The sequence below is a fragment of the Prevotella sp. FD3004 genome, from assembly GCF_000746155.1.
Classification (GTDB): domain Bacteria; phylum Bacteroidota; class Bacteroidia; order Bacteroidales; family Bacteroidaceae; genus Prevotella.
This window is the reverse complement of record NZ_JQKR01000016.1, coordinates 15,375-37,646: the sequence shown is the minus strand read 5'-3', so window position 1 is coordinate 37,646 and position 22,272 is coordinate 15,375. Positions and strand designations below refer to the sequence as shown.

Below are 22,272 nucleotides of genomic sequence, written 5' to 3'. Positions count from 1 at the left end.
AGGAGGTTATTATGGCGCTGAATCTGAACAAGAATCTGAAACTCTACTACTCCATCAAGGAGGTGGCAGAGATGTTCGGTCTCAATGAGAGTACACTTCGTTATTGGGAACAGGAGTTTCCTTTTCTGAAACCAAAAGTGAGCGGTCCTTCTAACACGCGTCAGTATCAGGAGAAGGATATTGAGCAGATTCGATTGATTCATAATCTTGTAAAAGAGCGTGGGTTCAAGTTGGCTGCTGCACGCAAGATTCTGACGCAGAACCGTAAGGGCGTTGAGACTAAGGCTGATGCCTTGGAGAAACTGATAGAGGTGCGTGATAACCTGCAGATACTGAAGAAACAGTTAGACTATCTCCAGTAAATATAATAAATCAATAAATCCCCGCTCAACAGAGCGGGGATTTATTGTTATTGTCGAGGTCTTCCTCCAAATTCGTTTTGGGTTTTCTCCTTGAAAGCATCTGCTTCCTTCAACATCTCTTCAACAGCCCTCTCCAATTGGCGATCGTGTCCTGTGAGATAATCCTCTGGTGTGTTGTAGACAATGATTTCTGGCTTAAGGAGTGTGTTCTCTCCATAATCGCCACGCATGTCAATACGTCCCACCTGGGGAATACCAAAGGTGATGCCATTAACAAGAGTCTCCCACCATACACTTGAGGCTGTACCTGCCACAGGGGTCCCAATGAGTTTTCCAATCTTCAGGTCCTGATATTCTCTGGGGAAACCACAGGCGTTACTGTAATCGTCCTCGCAGAGCAATACACACGAGGGCTTGATCCACTGGGCTGACGGTTCGACGCCTAAGTATTTTCCGTGAGCCAGGAAGTGGGAGTGCTGTCGTCCACTCAGCAGATGGCACAAATCGTCGTGCAGATAGCCACCACCATTGTGGCGTTCATCTACAATCACAGCATCGCGGTTTCGATTGTCTTCATTCAGCAATTCATTATACAGTTTACGGAAACAGTCGCCATTCATCGACTCAATGTGCACATAAGCCAGACGTCCGCCAGAGAGGCTGTCTACAAGCTGGCGATTACGCTCTACCCAACGATCATAGAGAAGATCAGTGAGCTTTGATTTCGTAATGGGTTTAACGGTAATATTCTTGCCGCCAACTGTCAGACGTATAGGCTTATTGGCTTGCCCCTCTAACAATGGGAAATAATCTTCATCTTTCTTGATGGCAATACCATTGATGCGTTCAATGATGTCGCCTGCCTTGATGCCTGTATTGCGGATAGAAAGCGGACCACCATATACAATCTCCTTTATCTTCAATCCATCGCCTTCGTAACTGTCGTCGAAGAAAACTCCCAATTCCGCAGTCTGTGTTGGTGCTGTGGGACGATAACGGGCACCAGTATGCGAGGCATTCAGTTCGCCAAGCAGTTCACTCAGCATGTCCTGAAAATCATACTCATTATTAATATAAGGTAGAAATTTTGCGTAGATCTCGCGATATTCTTCCCAGTCTACACCATGAAGGTCTGTTCTGTAGAACTTATCCTTTACTTGTCGCCATATGTGGTCAAAGAGGTTCTGGCGTTCTGCGTAGGGGCGGTAGTTGAATACAGCCTCAAAATCGATGTTTGTAGGTTTGCCTTTTGCGAGGTCAATTTTCTTGATGCCACCTTTCGTGGTCAGGTAGAGCTCATTGACTTTGGCGTCTGTATCAAGGAGACCATATCCTGCATCCTTCAGCACAATCTCTGTTTTGTTTTCGAGTAGGTCATGCTTCCAGAGATCGTAGCCACCTTCAAAGGCTGCCTGATAATAGATAGTATCACCTTTGTTGGTCATCACTGCATCTCCAAGAGATGAGGAGTTGGGAGTTACACGAACCACACGCTTACGGCAATTCTTTAAGTCGAGCGCTGTTGGTGTTGATGCGTTTTTGTTATTTTTGTCGTATATCTCCTTTTCTTCCTTAGTCATAAGGAAACGCTCATACGCGTCTATGTCGAAAAACATCAGGAAATAGTCATTCTCTACGCCATGTCCACCGTGATTCTTATATCCCTCTCTGTCACTCATGAAAAGCATAGCCTTGCCACCCATCACCCATTTGGCGTTATCATCGTTGTAGGCGCTGTTAGTCAGATTGAAGGGGGCATCCTTGCCTGCGGCATCAATCAGCGCAATGTCATGGTGGTGATAGCCTCCGTCACCGATATAGGTGGCCAGCAGTTTCTTGCTGTCAGGACTCCAGGCGAAGTCAAGGTCGCCATCAGAGTAAGAGAAGGCTAGCTTTCCATTCATCACTGTACGGATTTGACGCGAAGCCAGATTGATGATGCGGATGGTTCCTCGGTCTTCGAAGAATGCTATCTCCTTTCCATCAGGACTATATTGGGGTTGGAAAGACGTCTTATTTTCCTTTGTCAGTTGTTCTTCCGTGAGGTCGGAGGCATAAGCAAACTGCTTTTCATCCTTGTCCTTGATGCTTGTCTGATAGATGTTCCAGCATCCATTTCGTTCTGAGGCGTAAACAATGCTTCGCCCATCAGGCGCAAAATTTATGTTGCGTTCCTGCTCTGGGGTGTCTGTTATTTGTTTGGTGGTCTTGTAATCGATAGAAGTCACGTATATGTCTCCGTGATATACAAAGGCTATCTCTTTGTTTTTGGGAGATACGCATATCTCTGTGGCTCCTGAATTCTTAACCTGACGAATCTGATCACGATCAGAACGATCACTGACAATACTGATATTTACTTTCTGGGGGGCGTCGCCAGTACGAATAGTATAAATCTCACCATCATAGCCGTAACAGAGCGTACCATCGTTTGCAGCTGTGAGGAAACGTACAGGATTCTTCTGATGGTGTGTAATCTGCTGTTCCTGTTTCCCATCCAGACTTCGACAGTAGATGTTCGATGTGCCGTCTTTTTCACTCAGATAATAATAGCTTCTCCCATCAGCTGTCCAAACGGGATTGCGGTCTTCGCCTTCAAAGTCTGTCAGTTTGGTATATTGGCCCTTAGACAATAACCATATGTCACGACAGATGGGTGATTGGTGATGCTTACGGAAATTGTCCTCACTGCCTTTCATATCATGATACAGCAGGTCGCCAGTCTCGTAGTTGATGCTAAGATTGGCCATGGGTAGGGCTGAATACATTCGAGGACGACCTCCTTTAATACTTACCTCATAAATCTGGGGAAACTTAGCACTGGCAAAGATGTTTGACTGTGCCGAAGGCATCAGATAAGTGCTGAACAAGACGTGTTCATTGTCTTTAAACCCAATGGGTGTCTCAGAACCACTGTTTGTCGTCAATCTTACTGGTGATCCGCCGGCTTTACTTATAACGAATACGTCCATGCTCCCCTCACGTGTAGAGGCGAAAGCTATTTGACTGCCATCAGGACTCCATACGGGATAGGCATCGTAGGCAGGATTGGAGGTCAGTTGGCGAGCTTCTCCACCTGTGGCTGCTACTGAAAACAAATCCCCTTTGTAGGAGAATACAATACTCTTGCCGTCGGGTGAGATGGCGCAATGGCGCATCCACAGCGGACTTTGTTGGGCCATCGCTGTAGCTGATGCAGCTACGCAAGCAATGGTGAAAAGAATTTTCTTCATGAAATTACTTTTTAATGTTTTTGTGGGTTTCTATTGTAACGGATTCCATTTCGATTCGGTAGTGAATACTGTTTCTGGAGTTATCATAGCGGCCTCCTTCTTCGTGAGTTGACGGCTCCAGCCTACACGCCTTTTCGTTTGGACTCCTTCGCCATGATTGTTGTATTCCTGATAGCGTGCTGTCTGTTCGCGATGTTTTTCCCAGTTGTGCCAACCTTCAGGGCGGATATGTCCTCCCAATTCGCTGTTCATGAAAAGTGTATAGCCATAGTCACGCCAAGGACGTCCAAGATAGACCTGTGTTACTTCAGGCTTGGCTATCAGACGACAGTGATTGAATATATAGCCATAGGGCTGATCCTGAGGCGTTGAGGCTGCGGTAATATATGAGTTAATTAGACTCTCTATTGTACAGTTCTCAAACCATGCTATAGAAGGGCCGAAGATAAAATCAGTAGTGCCACAGATATAGCAATCCTTGAAGTAAAGGCGTGTATTGGCCATACCCGTATAGACAGTGTCCTGATGACCTATAAATCGACAGTTGATAAACAGCAGACGATCTCCCTCTGTATGAAGTGCTACAGCCTGTCCCAATCTGGCAGAACAGTTTTCAATAGTGATGTTTTTAAGTGTGATGGCATTGCCTTCGATCTTCAACGTATAGGTACGGAAAGTACCCATAGGTTTTCCTGTCTCAACTCGGTTAATGTTCGCATGATCATCGTGGGTGATGATGGTCTTGTCAGCATTCTCACCGCATATCTCGATATTCTGCAACCACTGGGGGATAATCAGCTTTTCCTTGTAGACGCCGTTTCTTACAAAAATCACTTTATGATAATCCATAAAGGCTCGACATACCTCAATGGCTTCGTCGATGGTGCAGAAATCTCCTGTGCCGTCACGTGCCACGACAATCGTATCAGGATTGTCATATTTGTCAGCAGCGGAAGTGCTTATGGTTAAGGCCAATACGGCCATTAAAAGTAGTAGTTTCTTCATTTTGTAAGTAGTTTACATGATCTCTGATATCTCCTTGAGGTCAGGAATCTGTTTTAGGTTGTCGATGATGGCTTTAACATCCTCACGATCGTGAACTCGCAGTTCTATGCTACCATCGAAGATGCCGTCCTCACAGGTAATAACAACCTTGTGGATGTTAACACTCATCTGTGAAGAGATGACCTGAGTTATCTCATTCAGCATACCAACACGATCGATACCTCCAAGGCGGATAGTAGCATCGAAATAAAGCAGTTTGTGCATGTCCCATTTGATGTCGATGATACGGTTGCCAAAGCTTGTTTTTAGCTTAGCCGCTACAGGACAATTACGTTTATGTATCTCTATCTGGTTCTTGTTGTTGATATAGCCAAGGGCATCGTCACCAGGAATAGGATGGCAACAGCCCATAAACTTATACTTGGTGATGTTCTCCTCGTTAATGAAGACGGGTTTCTTGCGGTTAAACTTCTCTGGCACCACAAACAAATCGTCCTTTGGTGTGTCTTCCTTCTTTTTCTTTCCGACAAAGGGCACATACTTGCGCCAGCCCATACCATCGTCTTCAGCTTTGTTCTTACCATTTAGTTCGTCAATGTCTTTCTCGCCAAGAAGAACGATTTTCTCTCCAATGGCTGTATAGAACTCATTACGTTTCTGGTAGTCGTGGAATTCTGCCAGTTTATCTGCTAGAGCCAAACTCGGTTCAAAGCCGTTTTTCTGGAGAAAGTCGTTCAGAATCTCCTCTCCCTCGCGTTGTATCTCACGGTTGTCTCTACGCAGAATGGCCTGAATTTTAGCCTTTGCTTTTGCTGTTGACACGAAGTTAATCCACGAAGGACTCACATGTTGTGACTTTGAGGTCAGAATCTCCACCTGGTCACCACTCTGCAGTTTATGACTTAATGGCACCAACTTGTGGTTTACCTTTGCGCCAATGCAATGGCTTCCAAGGAATGTATGAATAGAGAAAGCGAAGTCGAGTGCCGTGCAATTGGCGGGAAGTGTACGGATTTCTCCCTTTGGCGTAAACACGAATATCTCGCTGGCAAAGAGGTTTAATTTGATGGTGTCGAGGAAGTCCATGGCGTCGGGCTGTGGGTCGTCCAGGATCTCCTTGATGGTGCGTAGCCACTCGTTCAGTTCGTTCTCATCCTCAGTATATTCCTCTTCTACTCCGTCTTTATATTTCCAATGGGCGGCAAATCCTTGTTCAGCTATCTCGTCCATACGATCTGAGCGAATCTGTACCTCTATCCAGCGACCCTGTTTCGACATCAACGTCACATGGAGTGCCTGATAGCCATTTGCTTTCGGATGACTTAGCCAATCGCGCAAACGGTCAGGGTGAGATTTGTAGATCTTCGAGATGGCGACATATATCTTGAAGCACTCGTTAATCTCATCCTCTCTATTGTTGGGCGTAAATATGATGCGGGCTGCTAGAATATCGTAGATTTCTTCGAAACTGACATGTTTGTTCTGCATCTTGTTCCAGATGGAATAGGGCGTTTTCACACGCTCCTTAATCTCATACTTAATACCCATTCCCTTGAGCGCTTCCTCAATAGGCAATGTGAATTGTGCAAACAGTTCGTCACGTGATACGCTGGTAGACTTCAATTTGGCTTCGATGGCTGCATACTCATCCGGATGTTCAAATTTGAAACTCAGGTTTTCCAGTTCCGATTTGATCTTATTTAATCCAAGACGATTGGCCAGAGGCGCATAGATGTAAAGTGTTTCACCCGCAATTTTGTATTGTTTGTTGGCTGGTTGAGAATCCAGAGTGCGCATGTTGTGCAGACGATCGCATATCTTAATCAGAATTACGCGAATATCGTCGCTCATGGTTAGCAGCAATTTCTTGAAGTTTTCTGCTTGTGCAGATGCTTGTTCACCGAAAATGCCGCCGCTGATTTTTGTCAACCCATCTACGATCTGTGCAATCTTCGCACCGAAGATGTTCTCAATGTCCTCAACGGTATAGTCTGTATCTTCCACCACATCGTGGAGCAAAGCAGCACAGATACTTGTGGAGCCAAGTCCGATTTCCTTACAGGCAATCTGTGCCACGGCTATCGGATGCATAATATAAGGTTCGCCTGACAGACGACGTACACCTTTGTGAGCCTGACGGGCAAAGTTGAAGGCTTTCGTAATCAGGTCAACCTTCTTACGATGGCGCGATGAAAGATAATCGTTCAAAAGTACCTCAAACGCACCGTTTATCAGCTTGTCGTCATTCTCTTCCTGTAGTCTTTGTTCATCTTCTGCCATAATTCTACTCCCTTCTTAATTTCTAACCTCTCACCTCTTTTCTTATTTCACTCTGATTTTCTTACCTGCCTGAATATTATTGCCTTTGATACCGTTAAGTCTTCTCAACTTAGCTACGGTGGTGCCGTTCTGCTTAGCAATCTGCGACAGAGTCTGTCCCTTGCGGATGGTTACGTTTCTGCCACCTCGGGCATTCCTGCTGCCCCTGCTTCCTCTTCTGGCATTCCTATTGTAGCGACTGCTACGGCCGCCCTTACGTGAAAAAGTAGGAACATCGTCTGCCACGTCAACTACGGCACGTTTTGTCAGCAACTCGGTTGCACGGTAGTTATAAATAGAGTCTTCGTTGTCGATAAATCTTCCAGTATCAGCAAGTGGTAGACGGATGGCATATCCTTTGGTGCTGCCAGGTACAATGTCGCGACGATACTCAGGATTGAGAGAGCGTAACATATCAAGATCTGTGCCAAGTACACTGGCAATCTGTTCCAGATGCACATCTTTGTGAACCACTATGGTGTCGGTCTGTGATGGCAGACGGGTTGTCATCGGACATATATTATGTTCACAATAGTAGGTCATGATGTAGTTGGCTGCAATGAATGCGGGCACATAACCACGAGTTTCTGCTGGCAGATAAGGATACAACTTCCAATAATCTTTGTCGGCCTGAGTCACGGCATCGTTTTCTGTACGACCATTGGCAGCACGGTAACGGCGAATGGCTTTGTTGATGTTTTCTGGACCGCAATTATAGGCAGCGATTACGAGAATCCAGTCGCCAAAGATGCGATACAAGTCTCTCAAATAGTGGGCTGCGGCATACGAAGATTTTACGGGGTCGCGACGCTCATCCACAAGTGAGTTCACCTCTAAGCCGTACTGACGGCCAGTGCCCAGCATGAACTGCCACAATCCTGTCGCACCCACTCTTGATACAGCTTTCGGGTTCAGGGCGCTCTCAATAATGGGTAAATATTTCAACTCCAAAGGCACCTGATAGCTTTCCAAGGCTTCCTCGAAAATTGGCATGTAGAAATTTGCTGCTCCAAGTAAGTAACTTACCGAGTAGCGGAGTCGACCAGCATATCGATCAATAAATCGTTGTACAATATCATTATAGGCCATCTCCATTACGGTTGGCATCCTGCTTAGTCTGTTTATATAGTCCTCCTTGGGATATGTAGGATTCTCGTTTTTCATCTCACAGTCGCCAGGAGTTCCCAAGTATGTTTTTGACATATAGAGATTTAGCAGACTATCAAGATCGTAGGTCATGGCCTCGGGGAAGTCAATAATTTCTTCGTTTCCTTCATTGTCTGTGAGTGAAATCTTGTCCTCTGTAGGCACGTCTTCATCCTCTGCCTCCATGAATTCGTCATCTTCATCGAGGTCATCTACGTCAATACTATCTGTTACTTCTGTAGTCGTATTGATTACCGCCTGCGCTTGCAGGTTGTTGGTTGTTGCTGCCAGCAGCATTCCAGTCAAAAATAGAAATAGTTTTTTCTTCATATAATTGTTGAACGTTATACTTAAAAGTTTAGGCTGCATTGCAGTCCTAGTGATGAAGCATCCAGTGGGTTACTGGATGAATGGTTGTTCAGAATCGTCGGTTCAACTTTCAGACTCAGATCCTTCGATATGTCAAATACCGACAACTCTGCATCTACATAAGCATCGACCACCGAGAGAGCGTAGACACCTACCAGTACAAAGAAACTCAGATCGCGCCATCTTCTAAAACGGTCTTTTCGCTTTCTGAAAATATCTGTATAGCGATCTTTGTTCGATTTGTCTATCTGGGCACCGAGATGAAGAAACTGGTTATAACTCTGTGTGGCGGGATCGTTGTCCATCAGGTCAAGATAAGCCTGTGAGTAGTCCTTATACATTGTGTTATTCCAGTTCATGGCATACAGACAACCCACAAAACCACCGTATACGAGTGGCAGTTTCCAGTATTTGCGGTTGTATATCTGTCCGCCACCTGGGATGACCAGAGCCAGCCATAGCGCACGTTTGGGGGCTGGGCGCCATAAACTCATATCCTTCATGGGCTTGGTCTGCTTTACCTGGCCTATCAGGGTTGATTCAACCAACGAGTCAATACTCTGGTTGGCAGCTGTTACCATGCTGTCGGTGATAATAATATTCTTGCCCGTTACCAATGTGTCGTGAATCACCAGCGTGTCGCCAATGAGGTTCTTCAGACTGTCGGCAATCTGCTTCGTCAACTGTCTTTGAGCGTAGCTCTGCTGTGTACCAGCGAGCATGAATATACACATTACCAGCAGTGCTCGAACCCATATGTTTTTATTGTTTCCTTGTTTCAACGTTGTTGGTTCCTTTTCAACTTATCCGTTTTTAACTCTGTCAAAGACCTGCATAATAGTCTCCAACTCCTCTTCGTTAGCGAATGGGATACTAATACGTCCCTTGCTTTGTGGAGAGCATGTCATCTGTATTCTTACCTTAAAAAGTTCCGACAGACGGTCTCTTAGAATGCTGTATTCTAATGGCAACTGGCTGGGTGCCAACTTCTGTTTGACATTCTGTAGGCTTTCACCCGTCTTGACCATCTGCACCATCTCCTCTACTTTTCTTACCGAATAGCCATTGCGCTTTACGTCGTTGAAAAGCTTGATTTGTGCCGAAGGACTGTCGATAGAAAGCAGCGCACGGGCATGTCCCATGTCCATCTCCTTGTTCTTCAGAGCCATCTGAATGGGAGCAGGTAACTTTAGCAGTCGCATATAGTTTGTTACAGAAGTACGGCTTTTGCCCACACGTTCTGATATCCTTTCTTGTGTCAGTCCCAAAGTGTCTGAAAGATGCTGATAGGCGAGAGCTATTTCTATAGCATTCAAGTCCTCGCGCTGGATGTTCTCAACGAGAGCCATCTCCATCACGTCATCGTCGGCAGCAGTCTTGATATATGCAGGAAGTGATTCCAGCCCGGCCATCTGTGAAGCTCTCCATCGACGTTCACCAGCAATAATCTGATAGGTGCCCTGTTCTGTCTGTCTGACGGTAATGGGGGTGATAATACCAATCTCACGGATGCTGGCAGCCAATTCCTTCATGGCGCTCTCTTCAAATTCACGACGAGGCTGATTTGGGTTTGGTTCTATCAAATGGATGGGTATCTCATTCAAGTTCGACGATCCCTTTGTCTGAATGTCATTGGTGTTGATGAGTGCATCCAATCCTCTGCCTTTGCCAGAGCCGATGTTGTCTAAGCCGCGCCCTAACACATTACGGTCGTATTTCTTTCTAACAGCCATAGTTTAATGCTTGTTTTTGAAGATGATTTCATTTGCCAGAGCCAGATGATTCTTTGCTCCAGTAGAGTCTGCATCATACAAAATTGCGGGCAGACCATGGCTGGGGGCCTCTGAGAGCTTAACGTTACGCTGGATGACGGTTTTGAATACTAATTCCTGGAAGTGACGTTTCACTTCATCATATATTTGGTTGGCCAGTCGTAAACGACTGTCATACATTGTCAGAAGAAACCCCTCAATCTCCAGAGTTGGGTTGAGCTTGCTTTTTATGATTTTGATGGTGTTCAGCAGTTTACTAATACCCTCCAGGGCAAAGTACTCGCACTGAACGGGAATAATGACAGAGTCTGCAGCAGTCAGCGAGTTGACGGTAATCAGTCCCAGTGATGGCGAACAGTCTATTAGAATGAAATCGTAGTCATCGCGGATAGGCTCCAGCATCTTTTTGATAACTTTTTCGCGATCACTGACGTTCAGCATTTCTATTTCTGCGCCTACCAGGTCAATATGGCTGGGAATGATGTCAAGTCCGTCAATGTCCGTTGTATAGATTGCGTCGCGGACATCAGCATTATTGATGATACATTCGTATAGTGAACAGTCTACTTCTTTAATGTCTACGCCCAGTCCACTGGAGGCGTTGGCCTGTGGGTCGGCATCCACTACCAATACACTTTTTTCGAGTGTGGCTAGCGATGCTGCCAGATTAATAGTGGTTGTGGTCTTACCCACACCGCCTTTTTGGTTTGCCAAAGCAATAATCTTTCCCATTTGTTAGTTTCTAATCTTGATAAAGAAAATAAATTTGGGCACAAAGTTACATATTTTCACTGAGAAATCTCTCCATTTAAACCTTTTTTCGTACTTTTGCACCGAAAACAACGATATTTTATGGAAATTAAACGACCCTTATTGCTCATTTCCAATGACGATGGCTTTCATGCCAAAGGTATCCGACAGCTGATTGACATGGTCTCTGGCTTTGGCGATATCATTGTCTGTGCACCTGATTCTGCCCGTAGCGGTTCCTCATGTGCTTTTTCTGCTACCACTCCGTTACGACTCACCTTGCAGGAGAAACGCGAAGGACTGGAGGTCTGGTCGTGTAATGGTACACCAACTGACTGCGTGAAAATGGCGTTGGCAGAACTGTGTCCTCGCAAACCTGATATGGTTATAGGTGGTATCAACCATGGTGATAATGCCTCAGTGAATACACACTACAGCGGTACGATGGGGGTTACCATCGAGGGGTGTATGAAATATATCCCCTCTGTGGCTTTCTCGCTTTGTGATACGAAGGCCGATGCCGATTTTGAACCGCTTCGCCCTTTGATCCTTCAAATTACGGAGCGGGTGTTGCGCGAAGGACTTCCTTTGGGCGTATGCCTTAATGTAAACTTTCCTCTGGTTAAAGAATATAAAGGCGTTCGTGTCTGTCGTATGGCCAAGGGAACATGGAACAGTGAGGTTACCAAGTGTCATCATCCCCGTGGTTATGACTATTGGTGGATGGTGGGGCATTATCAGAACGATGAACCTGAGGCGGAAGATACTGACAACTGGGCTCTTAGCCATGGATATATTGCCATTACTCCTACTCAGGTCGATGTTACAGCCTACCAAGCTATAAATCTCGTCAATAGTTGGGACTTGCATAGTTAATTTACTAAAATTGTCAAATAGATAAAGATGAGGTATTATCTCATAGCTGGCGAAGCTTCAGGCGATCTTCATGCATCCTACCTGATGCGGTCATTGAAAGAGATTGATAATGAGGCAGAATTCCGCTTCTTTGGTGGTGACCTGATGACAGCTGTTGGCGGCACTCGTGTTCGTCATTATAGTGAACTGGCCTATATGGGTTTTATCCCTGTACTTCTTCATCTGCCAACTATTTTGGGTAATATGAAAATGTGTAAACACGATATCACTGAGTGGCATCCCGATTGTGTGATATTAGTCGATTATCCAGGTTTTAATCTGAAGATTGCAAAGTATGTAAAATCTCATACAAATATCCCCGTCTATTATTACATATCCCCCAAGATATGGGCATGGAAAGAGTATCGTATCAAGAATATCAAACGTGATGTTGATGAACTATTCTCGATACTTCCCTTTGAGGTGCCGTTCTTCGAGGTGAAACACCATTATCCTATCCATTATGTTGGCAATCCTACGGCCGATGAGGTGAGGACATACCTTGCAGAGCATAATAATGGGGAACATGGTGATAAGAAAATTATCGCCCTTCTGGCTGGTAGTCGTCAACAGGAGATAAAAGATAACCTTCCTGCTATGCTGGAGTCTGTGAAAATTCTTAAAGATTCGTATCGCGTAGTCTTAGCAGGGGCTCCTGGCATAGATTCTGCTTATTATGAGAGGTTTGTAAAAGATAGCGGGGTGGAAATTGTCTATAACCAGACCTACGATCTGCTTTCTAAAGCCCATGCTGCCTTGGTGACAAGCGGCACTGCGACACTTGAGGCGGCTTTGTTTAATGTGCCACAGGTTGTGTGCTACAAAACGCCCATACCTAAGGTTATTTCTTTCCTGCGCAAGCATCTTTTAAAGGTAAAATATATTTCGCTTGTCAATCTCATTGCCAATCGTGAGGTGGTTCGTGAGTTGGTGGCCGATACATTCTCTGTGTCGAACATCCAGCGTGAGCTCCAGAGCATCCTTACAGGTCCTGACCGCGAGGCTATATTGAAGGGGTATGAAGAGGTACACCGTCGTTTAGGCGACCAGAAAGCCCCCGATAATGCAGCACATATTATTTACAAACTAAATCATAATCAATCTGTTTAATCATGAACAAATTACTTGCGTTACTGGGCTTCGATCCTGCAAAACATTCTGTGAAGGTTGAGATGATTGCCGGCTTGACGACATTCCTCACCATGTCGTACATCTTGGCTGTCAATCCGTTGATTCTTGGTGAGACAGGCATGGATCGAGGTGCCTTATTCTCTGCAACGGCTGTGGCTGCCCTCATTGCCACGCTGGTCATGGCATTCTATGCGAAAATGCCTTTCGCTCTTGCTTCTGGTATGGGACTGAATGCTTTCTTTGCCTATACTCTCGTACTTTCCATGGGCTATACATGGGAAGAGGCTCTTGCCGCAGTGTTCTTTGAAGGTGTTGTATTCATCCTACTCACCGTATTCAAAGTGCGCGAGGCCATTGTCAATGCCATTCCCGTTAACCTACGTTATTCTATTAGTGTGGGTATCGGACTGTTTATCGCCTATATCGGTCTGAAGAACGGGGGAATCATTATTGGCAGCGATGCCACTGTTACCGCTTTGGCTCCTTGGACTGTCACTTCGCTATTGGCCGCTGGTGGCGTATTGCTTGGTGGCGCGCTCATGGCTCTTGGTATCCGTGGCGCCCTATTCTATACTATTGTCATCATGACTGTCATTGGCATACCCTTTGGTGTTACTCAATTGCCGAGTGAATTCTCATTAATCAGTATGCCCCAGTCACTTGCCCCCATCGCCTTTCATCTGGACTTTACACAGTTCCTTGCTTTCGACCTCAACTATTATATTGTGGTGTTTGCCCTGCTCTTTATGGATCTCTTCGATACGTTAGGTACACTGATTGGGGCTTCAACCAGTGCTAATATGGTTGATCCTAAAACGGGTCGCATTCATGGTCTGAACCGCGCTCTGATGGCTGATGCCATTGGAACTGCCTGCGGGGCGCTTTGTGGCACGAATACAGTAACTACCTATGTGGAGAGCGCCACGGGCATTGCTGAGGGAGGCCGTACCGGACTGACTTCATTTACGGTGGCTCTGCTCTTCTTTGTGGCTTTGTTCTTCTCGCCACTCTTCCTCATCATCCCCTCTGCTGCCACTACGCCGGCTTTGGTTTTGGTGGGAGTGTTGATGACAAAGCCTATTATGAAGATAGACTTCTCAGACTTCACCGAGGCTGTACCTTGTTTCATTACCATCATCACCATGTCGTTTACTGCCAGTATCTCCGAGGGTATTGTGCTGGGTATGCTCTCTTATGTTATCGTCAAGGTGCTCACTGGTCGCTTCAAAGACCTCTCTATTGTGATGTACATCCTTGCTGCCTTTTTTGTCTTGAAATACATATTTAACTAATTTAGTATAAAAATGAAAAAGTTCTTTTCAATTGCGCTGCTGGCAGTAGCTGCTCTCAGCGTCAACGCACAGAACGTGCAGCTTCATTATGACTTCGGACGTAACCTCTATTCCAATCAGGAGGCTGGTCGCCAGAAGGTAACTCTTACCGTTGAGCAGTTCAAAGCTGACAAGTGGGGTTCATGGTTCTATTTCGTTGATATCGATTTCAGTCGTAAATTCACTGAGGGCGCCTACACCGAAATCTCTCGTGAGTTCAATATTGGTAAGAAAGGCTTTGCTGCTCATGTCGAGTATGATGGTGGACTCAACCGTTTTGGCAGTTTTCAGCAGTCTGCATTGCTTGGTGGTGCATGGAATGGTCATAACGACGACTTCTCTAAGACGTACTCTGTTCAACTTATGTACAAGCGTTTCTTCAAGAGCTATAATTATACTTCGGCCTATAATAGTTTCCAGCTTACGGGTGTGTGGGGGCTGAACTTCGCAAACAATAAGGGCACCTTCTCTGGTTTCATTGATTTCTGGCGTGGGGAGAAAGACAATGGTCACGGACAGCTGGTCATCCTTTCAGAACCTCAGTTGTGGTATAACTGTAACGAGCACTTGAGTATTGGTACCGAGGTCGAGATTAGTAATAACTTTATCTACAATACCTACGACGACCAATCGTTTTTCATTAATCCAACCCTTGGTGTGAAATGGAACTTCTAACTCCTTCCCGCAAGACTATCGTTGGTATTCAGTTTCTGTTTGTGGCCTTTGGCTCAACGGTGCTGGTACCATTGCTTGTTGGTCTCGACCCTGCCACGGCTCTCTTTACAGCGGGTGTCGGTACGTTTATCTTCCATCTGGTCACAAAAGGTCAGGTGCCTATCTTTTTGGGCAGTAGTTTTGCCTTCATCGCCCCCATCATCTCCGCTTCTCAACAGTGGGGCATGCCTGGCACCATCGCAGGTATCGCCGGGGTGGCTTTGGTTTACTTTGTTATGTCAGCGCTCATCAAGTGGCAGGGACGTAGGCTGTTAGACCGTCTGTTCCCGCCCGTTGTCATCGGCCCTGTCATTATCCTTATCGGCCTCTCCCTCTCTCCCGCTGCAGTCAACATGGCCAAAGAGAATTGGTTGTTGGCTTTCGTCTCACTGATTACAGCCATTCTCGTGCTCACCTTTGGTCGGGGCTTGGTAAAGCTTGTCCCCGTGGTTGTGGGTATCATCGTGGGTTACATCGTGGCCCTCTGCATGGGATTAGTCGACCTTTCCGGCGTGGCTACCGCCTCATGGTTCGCCTTGCCGCCGAGCATTTCTCATTTCCAGTTGCCTCAGTTTGCGTGGGAGCCCTTTGTGTTCATGATCCCTGTGGCCATCGCCCCTGTCATCGAGCATATTGGCGATGTTTATGTCGTAGGTGCTGTGGCAGAGAAAGACTTTGTGAAAGATCCTGGACTCCATCGCACCATGCTGGGCGATGGTCTGGCTTGTCTCTTTGCTTCGTTGGTGGGCGGTCCTCCAGTGACCACCTATAGTGAGGTGACAGGTGCCATGCAGATTACCAAAGTCACCCACCCGCAAGTTATCCGCATTGCTGCTGCCACAGCCATCGTGTTTTCCGTCATCGGCAAGTTGTCGGCTTTGCTTCAGAGTATACCTTCTGCTGTATTGGGTGGTATCATGCTGTTGCTTTTCGGCTCTATTGCGGCTGTGGGGGTGCAGAACCTGATGAATCATAAGGTCGACCTGAATGTAACGCGCAACATCATCATTGTCTCTGTGACGCTCACGTTGGGCATCGGTGGTGCCATCCTTACCTTCGGCACCTTCTCCATCAGTGGTATCGGTCTCTCCGCTGTCGTTGGTGTCTTGCTCAATCTGTTGCTTCCTCAAAAGAAAGCATAATAAAAAAGGCTCCCCCTCGGGAGCCTTTTTTATTATTTAATCACCACCTTTTTCTTGTTGTGTATATAGATACCCGCCTTGGTAGGCTTATTGCCGAGCAGTCGGCCGTCCAATGTGTACCACCTGTCAGCTGTGGGCTCGTCAGCATCTATCTCTCTGATGCCAGTAGGATCGTCATCATCCGTGCCTGTCTCTACCTCCGGCGCTTGTTCGGCCGGGAATCCTGATATGCTAGCCAATGGGTTGCCCGTACTCATTAGGGGTGATACTTTGATGGAGTATACTTTGCCAAATGTCTTCTGGCGCTTGCCTATACGAGTGCCTACTGGTTTCTGTGCTAAGAATAGGTAGACGTAGGTGGGTTCGCTGACTTTATAGTTTATTTTCACCTTGTTTCTGTAGGGTTCTTCTATTTCCTCGGCCTTGTTGGTTCCTATCTGTACCATCAGCTTATAGCCGTCCTCTGTCTTCACGTCGAGCTCAATATAGCCTTCGCCGCTGGGCACCATGAAGGTGATGCCACCTTGGAACTCTTGGGCGAATCTGTCGCTACCAGGGATATAATCGCCATTCTCCACAGCCTGCGATACGATTGATACACCCGTGGTTGTCTTGACTGTGTTCAGTACGATACAACGCTCCTCGGAGCTATAATAGTCATCGTCTTCCTCGCTGTTACCCGTATGCTGGACCAGAGTGTAGAGAATGTCGTCAATCACCACGTTGGTCAGATCTTTGCCGCTGACCTTTTCAGGGGGGAATACGACGGTCTGGCCATTTGCGAGAGGCTTCAGATATTGTCCGATGGTTGCTGCCAGAACCACGCTTCCATTCTTTGTAAGCAGGCTACCATTCTTGTAGTGGCCGTCCTCAGGATTGACTAGGTACAAGAGCGACTCTTCGTCGATGGTCAGACTGCTGAAGCCACTGATTACACCGTTGGTGTTGCTCGTAGAGAATTCTATGCTGCCTGGTATGTTACTAAACGAGACGAATTTCAGCGAGCCTGTATTCTCCGCGTTGCCTCGATTGTTAAACCAGATGCGCTCCAGTTTGCTGTTGCCGTTCACGAAGATGGTCAGGTCTTTCATGCAGCTCTCTATGACAACAGGGGTGGGGTTATTGGTGATGATTAGCCACTTATGCTCTTCATCATAAAAGAAATGACCGTCACCGAGGATGTCCTGACGGTTCTCCGTCGTTAGTTGCGTCGTTCCAACCCTGAGTTTATAGTTCTCTTTCACCGTCAGTCGATAGCTAACGGTCTGTGCCTTGTAGTTAGCATTGCCGGCAAAGGCTGCCGAGATGGTCGTCTCACCAATGCCTTTGATGGATACCTTTCCTTCGGCATTGACGGTCGCAACATTTTTCTTCGAGCTAGAGTAAGTTACTGCAAGCGAATGGGGGTTCGTCAGTGTAGGCTGTGTCCAGCTCTCCTTGTGAAATATTTCTACCGATCCCTTTGAATACGCTAACCCTGCTGCGGCCTTATTGATTGTGAAGTCCTTCGTGGCAGTGTTTTTATAGATGCCGTTACCTGTTATGGTGACGGTGGCTGTGCCTGCATTGATATTGTTACTATAGCCAATGGTATAATAGGCAGAATTCAATTCTGCACCACTCAGTTTTACGCTCGTCACGCTGGGCTTCTTCTCTGAGCCGTCATAGGTGTAGCTTGTCTTGGAAAGCGTGATGGTTGCGCTGCTAATATCAGTCACAGCATGGAAATCCACAGTAACCTCTACATCATACTTTGGATCTGTTGTCGGCATTGTAAATGTATAAGTTTTACCTGTAGGACCTATGGCGATATCATCTCCTGTAATGTCGAGAGGCGTATTGTAGCCTGGTGCACGTGTCTGTGCATTTTCACCATTGACGGTTTTAATAGCTGTGATGTCGTCCTTCAATACGAAGTAGCCATCGGCTGGTGTAATGGTCAGTGTTACCACACGGCTATTATCGATACTGGCAGCTACTGTCCCTTGTCCTTGTGGCGACGTGTAAGTGGCTGAGTTTCCCTGTTCGTCAATAACATCAGTTCCATTAACAGTCACCTTTCCATTTGCTTTGGCTCCCAGAGATACGAGGAGCATCGTTACAATTGCGAATGTATATTTCATCATCTGTTTCATAACTTCTCCTCCTTATTTATTATTAATAACCACTTTCTTACCATTTTTTATATAGAGTCCTGGCTGCGTAGGTTTGTCTATCCTTCGTCCCTGCATATCGTACCACTCTTCTCTTAATCCTTCATTCTCAATTCTCAAATCGCGAATGCCTGTCGATTCATCGCCAATGCTATACATACCACGCGAGGGATTAACCGAACTCAAATCGAGATAATTATGATTCGTTATGAGTCCGGTAGCCTTTACGAACTCATCATTGTAAAGCACATAATACTTTTTGTTATCAGCATTAGTTTCCCCCTGGGCATGTTCTAGAAGATTACCGGAAGTGTCATCTGTTTCATCTGTTGTAACGCAGTTGAAGGTAGTGGCTGTTCCCTTGAACAGTAGCAGTGGTGTTTCCTTTGGCAATACGCTGAGGCTCTTCAGAACAACTTGATTACCGCTTACACCCGTAATGACATATGCCTCCATTCCTGCAGGTATTGTATAATTATCAGTAGCATTGTAATATGTTCCATATTGGTTCTGTCCTTGGAAATAGTTACTTATATCTGTACTTACTTTTACTAGGGTGTTGAATTGGTTGTTATAATTCAGTATCACAGTGGTTACACTGGCACCAGTTGCTGTTAGAGATGTTGTTAAATTGACGTTACCCGAACTTACTGCAGTTATCACTCCACCTGCAAAGGTCGCTATTGATGGATCAGCACTTGTATATGAGTCAGTTGTAGCATAGTCAATGTTATCTCCAGTCTCAATAGCAGGAATCAGTACTGGAGTCTTTTTCTCGCCAGGATTCAATATAATCGGAGCATCCTGATAACCGAAATACTTACCCTTTATTTTTGCCGTTGTAGCGCTATTTGCCTCTACCCAAGCTTCAACAGTACCAGGAGCAGCCATAGCGAATGGTGTAGAATAGGCGGCTTCGCTAACTCCTGCAGTTCCGTCAGCATAGATGATAGAGTATTTGATAGAACCATCAGCATAGGGTTTGGTCAGTGTCACCTTATTACTAGCATCTGGTGCCATCGTCGGAGCCGTGGGGGCTTGTATCGTGTGGTTGTTGCCAGTAGTGTTCCAATAGGCGAGTTTGTTGTATGTAATCTCGGCAAAACCGCTAAATGGCTGGTTAGTCGATTTAGTCTGCATACCGAGCTTTCCTCCTTCTGTTCCATCGAATAGAATGGTGGCACCAGTGCCCATTGCCTCGAAAATGTAGGCGTTCCTTGAATAATTTATTTCGCTATTACCTTTTAGCTTAACTGTAAGTCCTACAATACCAGACTTAATATAAGTCAGTGGAACTGGGTCGTTATTGGGATTAGAGTTATCAATCAATGCAAATCCATCGATAGTGAGAACCTTATTGGTAGAATCGTATGTAATGGTTCCTGTACTGCTAACAGGTTGGTCTGTTATGACGTAATCCCCAACAATCAAGAACTCTGGATCTGTCGTAATGACAGTAGTTTCTGAATCTATAGGTTTCCAATAAAGACCACTGCCAAGGGTAATAAAGTCGAATGAGATCGGATGATGACCATCTCCACATGTCGCTGTCAAGTTTACACTGGTGGCTCCAGTGGCCTTTACAAAATTAATTTTGCCACCATTTGTGTAGAATGCATATGTACTACCTGTTACATTGATTGTTCCATCAAGGACAACAGTTAAATCGGAAGAGCTCGTAACGTTTATACCATAATCTGCAATAGTTGTTCCATCATTCAGCGTTAAAATGCGATTTTCTGAGTCATAGGTTATCTTTCCGTCGCTCATTACGTCAGCCTTGCTTGCGCTGGTAATAGCATATCCATCAACCAAAACGTCATAATCCGTTACATCAATCTTCTTGTTTGTTGCATCGTAGTCAATGCCATTTGAGAATGTTTTAGAAGTGAATCCACTAATGGGCTCGCTAGCAAATACTGCAGTTCCTGTATTATCTTTGAATGCCAAACTACCTCTAGCTGCGGGATCCGTATCAAAAGATAGTTTACCACTGCTTGTGGATTGAATCAGGGATGTCTCAGAACCTGCGGCTTGAAGAATAGTGGATCCTGTCAGGAAAATGGTCAAGTCGCCAAGGCCACTGACAATCTGACCTATAATCGTGACTCCGTTAGTCCCCCCGTCTAGTGTCAGCTTCTTGTTGTCATTATCGTAGCTCCATTCAGTTCCGCTTGTGGCGGCTGAAGTTACAGGTGTACTACCAATCCATAGGGGATAAATCGTTGCCGAAGATATAATAGCTTCATGGGTTGTTGCGTCATTAATGGGGTTCCCAGACTTTGATGAATAGTTTAGCCCACTATAACTTACCGAAGCAAAATTCTTAATTAACGGAGAAGGTGGAGAAGCTGTGGCACTGTTACTTAAGTATAAACTGCAATCTTCTGTACCTGCTTGGAAAGTCAGGGTAGCTTCAGGATTAATCGATCTAATAATGGTGGTAGAATCATCCCTGGTAACCTTGCTATTACCATTAAGAGCGATAGTCAGATTTGCCAGTCCGCTGATAATGGGGTTTTGTTGATCCGCATTCGAAATGGTTAATTTGTTGTTAGAAGCATTGAAGGAGAAATTGGCAATATTGGATGTACTGGTAAACTGAGAATTTCCAACCCATAAAGGATAACTAGGGGTTGAAGTGATGGTCAGTTCCTTGACGATATTTACACTACTTACCTGCCATCTAAAGTTCTTGCCGTTAGTGTCGTATTTTGTTGGAGTTTCAATCTGAAGATAGGCTCCGGTCCCCATCGTGACATTGGCAAATCCCGTAACTGCACTGGCAGCATCGCCTGTAGTTCTGATCTTAAGTGAAGCACCTGCGTCAGCGGTAAACGTAAGAGTACCGTTATTGAGAGATTTGATGCCATTCGATCCAGCTCCGTTAAGATATCCGATTCTACTTTCTCCCGATACACTATTCGCAAGATGAATAGTAAGATCATCCATGACACTTCTGATTGGACCATCTATGTCTGCCCCATCTAGTATTAAAGTGTTAGGGGCGTTGCTTGTGGCGGGGGTGAAAGTTACAGTTGGAGTTCCTTGAACGCTAGTGATGTTGTCACGATTTGCATTTGTTACAGCAGTGTTGTCAACTATAAGTTGAGAAGTGGTGATTTTAATTGATTGAATGGAAATGGAAGCATCATCACTTCCCGCAGCCAACGATAAGTGAAGGATAAGCTTATGTCCGTCGAAGAATTGTTTTTCCTTCATCTGTGTGTTATTGTCCCAATAGAAGGTTTGGGGAGATGCGCTGAGGGCTACGAAAGTAGTTAATGTTTCGTTGCTGTTATTATTATCTTTATAAAATTCTGCACTGCAAGTAGTTCCATCAGTAGAGAGGGTGTAGGTGATTTCTGCGCTGAGAAATGCTCCTGATATAGTAAAATCCGAAATGACATCAAAGGTAAGTTGGTTGGTGCTGTTACCATTGTTCATGGGAATGGCTGAAAAGCCAAGAGCATTGTCTAAAGGTGTTCCAGCAAGGCCAAGATAGTCTTTTTTGATTTTCCAGCCATAATTTGTTTCACCTGATGTGGATGATACGCTGTACGCATAATTTTGATCACCAGTAAGACTCTCCGTTTTAGAGAATGTATAGGTCGTGCTTACTTCCTGTCCCCAGACGGAATGCGGAAGGATGATGAGGGTGAAAAGAACCAGCAACTTGTGCAGTTGGCTACATTGGTTAAATTGGTGGCGTAAACGTTCTCTCATAATTGGTTTATTGATTTTTTGTTGATTATTCATTGTTGCGGAATGGATTCCGGGTGCAAAGTTACGACTTTTATTAATTGGCTAATGAACATTTTCTTCCAAACTAACCTGCATTTTCTTCCAAAATGCTTTGTTTGGCTGGCTTCATCCGTTTTGGGGAATACCTATACCCCATACCATCCCAATGGTTAGGGCTTAGGCTCA

Annotated in this window: 15 protein-coding genes; 6 read left to right on the top strand and 9 right to left on the bottom strand. The window is 45.5% G+C overall.

Annotated features, from left to right (window positions below):
• The first annotated feature begins 11 nt into the window (after nt 1–11).
• Nucleotides 12–362, top strand: coding sequence for a MerR family transcriptional regulator (locus T325_RS06890; protein ID WP_036911787.1), 351 nt, complete (start codon nt 12–14; stop codon nt 360–362).
• 47 nt (nt 363–409) lie between these two features.
• On the opposite strand, the gene T325_RS06885 is transcribed toward T325_RS06890, so the two are convergent.
• The 7 genes from T325_RS06885 to T325_RS06855 form a co-directional block, all read right to left on the bottom strand.
• Nucleotides 410–3,595, bottom strand: a complete 3,186-nt coding sequence (locus T325_RS06885; RefSeq protein WP_036911784.1) for a S41 family peptidase — start codon at nt 3,593–3,595, stop codon at nt 410–412.
• A gap of 30 nt (nt 3,596–3,625) precedes the next feature.
• Complete coding sequence (locus tag T325_RS06880) at nt 3,626–4,600, bottom strand: pectinesterase family protein (protein ID WP_036911781.1); 975 nt, start codon at nt 4,598–4,600, stop codon at nt 3,626–3,628.
• Between the two features lie 12 nt (nt 4,601–4,612).
• On the bottom strand, nt 4,613–6,880 hold the full coding sequence (locus tag T325_RS06875) for a RelA/SpoT family protein (protein ID WP_036911779.1): 2,268 nt from the start codon (nt 6,878–6,880) through the stop codon (nt 4,613–4,615).
• Between the two features lie 42 nt (nt 6,881–6,922).
• Nucleotides 6,923–8,395, bottom strand: a complete 1,473-nt coding sequence (locus T325_RS06870; RefSeq protein ID WP_369794039.1) for a lytic transglycosylase domain-containing protein — start codon at nt 8,393–8,395, stop codon at nt 6,923–6,925.
• Between the two features lie 20 nt (nt 8,396–8,415).
• Complete coding sequence (locus T325_RS06865) at nt 8,416–9,168, bottom strand: DUF5683 domain-containing protein (protein WP_231622205.1); 753 nt, start codon at nt 9,166–9,168, stop codon at nt 8,416–8,418.
• A 69-nt stretch (nt 9,169–9,237) separates the two neighbouring features.
• Entirely contained in the window at nt 9,238–10,167 is a 930-nt protein-coding gene (locus tag T325_RS06860) for a ParB/RepB/Spo0J family partition protein (protein WP_036911778.1), read from the bottom strand.
• 3 nt (nt 10,168–10,170) lie between these two features.
• Nucleotides 10,171–10,938: a ParA family protein gene (locus T325_RS06855; RefSeq protein ID WP_036911777.1), complete on the bottom strand. Its 768-nt coding sequence runs from the start codon at nt 10,936–10,938 to the stop codon at nt 10,171–10,173.
• Nucleotides 10,939–11,058: 120 nt separating this feature from the next.
• On the opposite strand from T325_RS06855, the gene surE reads away from it, so the two are divergent.
• From surE to T325_RS06830, 5 genes are read left to right on the top strand one after another with little or no spacing between them, the layout of a single operon-like run.
• Nucleotides 11,059–11,832: a 5'/3'-nucleotidase SurE gene (surE, locus tag T325_RS06850; RefSeq protein ID WP_036911776.1), complete on the top strand. Its 774-nt coding sequence runs from the start codon at nt 11,059–11,061 to the stop codon at nt 11,830–11,832.
• 27 nt (nt 11,833–11,859) lie between these two features.
• On the top strand, nt 11,860–12,981 hold the full coding sequence (lpxB, locus tag T325_RS06845) for a lipid-A-disaccharide synthase (protein ID WP_036911773.1): 1,122 nt from the start codon (nt 11,860–11,862) through the stop codon (nt 12,979–12,981).
• 2 nt (nt 12,982–12,983) lie between these two features.
• The gene (locus tag T325_RS06840) at nt 12,984–14,294 is read left to right on the top strand and encodes an NCS2 family permease (RefSeq protein WP_036911772.1); all 1,311 of its coding nucleotides are present in this window, start codon (nt 12,984–12,986) and stop codon (nt 14,292–14,294) included.
• A 12-nt stretch (nt 14,295–14,306) separates the two neighbouring features.
• Nucleotides 14,307–15,008, top strand: a complete 702-nt coding sequence (locus tag T325_RS06835; RefSeq protein WP_036911771.1) for a nucleoside-specific channel-forming Tsx family protein — start codon at nt 14,307–14,309, stop codon at nt 15,006–15,008.
• Complete coding sequence (locus tag T325_RS06830; RefSeq protein ID WP_036911770.1) at nt 14,996–16,189, top strand: uracil-xanthine permease family protein; 1,194 nt, start codon at nt 14,996–14,998, stop codon at nt 16,187–16,189. The genes T325_RS06835 and T325_RS06830 overlap by 13 nt, the downstream gene beginning before the upstream one ends.
• A gap of 32 nt (nt 16,190–16,221) precedes the next feature.
• On the opposite strand, the gene T325_RS06825 is transcribed toward T325_RS06830, so the two are convergent.
• Both T325_RS06825 and T325_RS06820 read right to left on the bottom strand, forming a co-directional pair.
• The gene (locus tag T325_RS06825; protein WP_036911769.1) at nt 16,222–18,324 is read right to left on the bottom strand and encodes a hypothetical protein; all 2,103 of its coding nucleotides are present in this window, start codon (nt 18,322–18,324) and stop codon (nt 16,222–16,224) included.
• Between the two features lie 12 nt (nt 18,325–18,336).
• The gene (locus T325_RS06820; RefSeq protein WP_036911768.1) at nt 18,337–22,101 is read right to left on the bottom strand and encodes a hypothetical protein; all 3,765 of its coding nucleotides are present in this window, start codon (nt 22,099–22,101) and stop codon (nt 18,337–18,339) included.
• Between the last annotated feature and the right edge of the window lie 171 nt (nt 22,102–22,272).

What these genes read in the sequence shown, in the direction of transcription:
- T325_RS06890 (WP_036911787.1), top strand. Translation starts at nt 12, where the DNA reads ATGGCGCTGAATCTGAACAAGAATCTGAAACTCTACTACTCCATCAAG.
- T325_RS06885 (WP_036911784.1), bottom strand. Translation starts at nt 3,595, where the DNA reads ATGAAGAAAATTCTTTTCACCATTGCTTGCGTAGCTGCATCAGCTACA.
- T325_RS06880 (WP_036911781.1), bottom strand. Translation starts at nt 4,600, where the DNA reads ATGAAGAAACTACTACTTTTAATGGCCGTATTGGCCTTAACCATAAGC.
- T325_RS06875 (WP_036911779.1), bottom strand. Translation starts at nt 6,880, where the DNA reads ATGGCAGAAGATGAACAAAGACTACAGGAAGAGAATGACGACAAGCTG.
- T325_RS06870 (WP_369794039.1), bottom strand. Translation starts at nt 8,395, where the DNA reads ATGAAGAAAAAACTATTTCTATTTTTGACTGGAATGCTGCTGGCAGCA.
- T325_RS06865 (WP_231622205.1), bottom strand. Translation starts at nt 9,168, where the DNA reads ATGTGTATATTCATGCTCGCTGGTACACAGCAGAGCTACGCTCAAAGA.
- T325_RS06860 (WP_036911778.1), bottom strand. Translation starts at nt 10,167, where the DNA reads ATGGCTGTTAGAAAGAAATACGACCGTAATGTGTTAGGGCGCGGCTTA.
- T325_RS06855 (WP_036911777.1), bottom strand. Translation starts at nt 10,938, where the DNA reads ATGGGAAAGATTATTGCTTTGGCAAACCAAAAAGGCGGTGTGGGTAAG.
- surE (WP_036911776.1), top strand. Translation starts at nt 11,059, where the DNA reads ATGGAAATTAAACGACCCTTATTGCTCATTTCCAATGACGATGGCTTT.
- lpxB (WP_036911773.1), top strand. Translation starts at nt 11,860, where the DNA reads ATGAGGTATTATCTCATAGCTGGCGAAGCTTCAGGCGATCTTCATGCA.
- T325_RS06840 (WP_036911772.1), top strand. Translation starts at nt 12,984, where the DNA reads ATGAACAAATTACTTGCGTTACTGGGCTTCGATCCTGCAAAACATTCT.
- T325_RS06835 (WP_036911771.1), top strand. Translation starts at nt 14,307, where the DNA reads ATGAAAAAGTTCTTTTCAATTGCGCTGCTGGCAGTAGCTGCTCTCAGC.
- T325_RS06830 (WP_036911770.1), top strand. Translation starts at nt 14,996, where the DNA reads ATGGAACTTCTAACTCCTTCCCGCAAGACTATCGTTGGTATTCAGTTT.
- T325_RS06825 (WP_036911769.1), bottom strand. Translation starts at nt 18,324, where the DNA reads ATGAAACAGATGATGAAATATACATTCGCAATTGTAACGATGCTCCTC.
- T325_RS06820 (WP_036911768.1), bottom strand. Translation starts at nt 22,101, where the DNA reads ATGAATAATCAACAAAAAATCAATAAACCAATTATGAGAGAACGTTTA.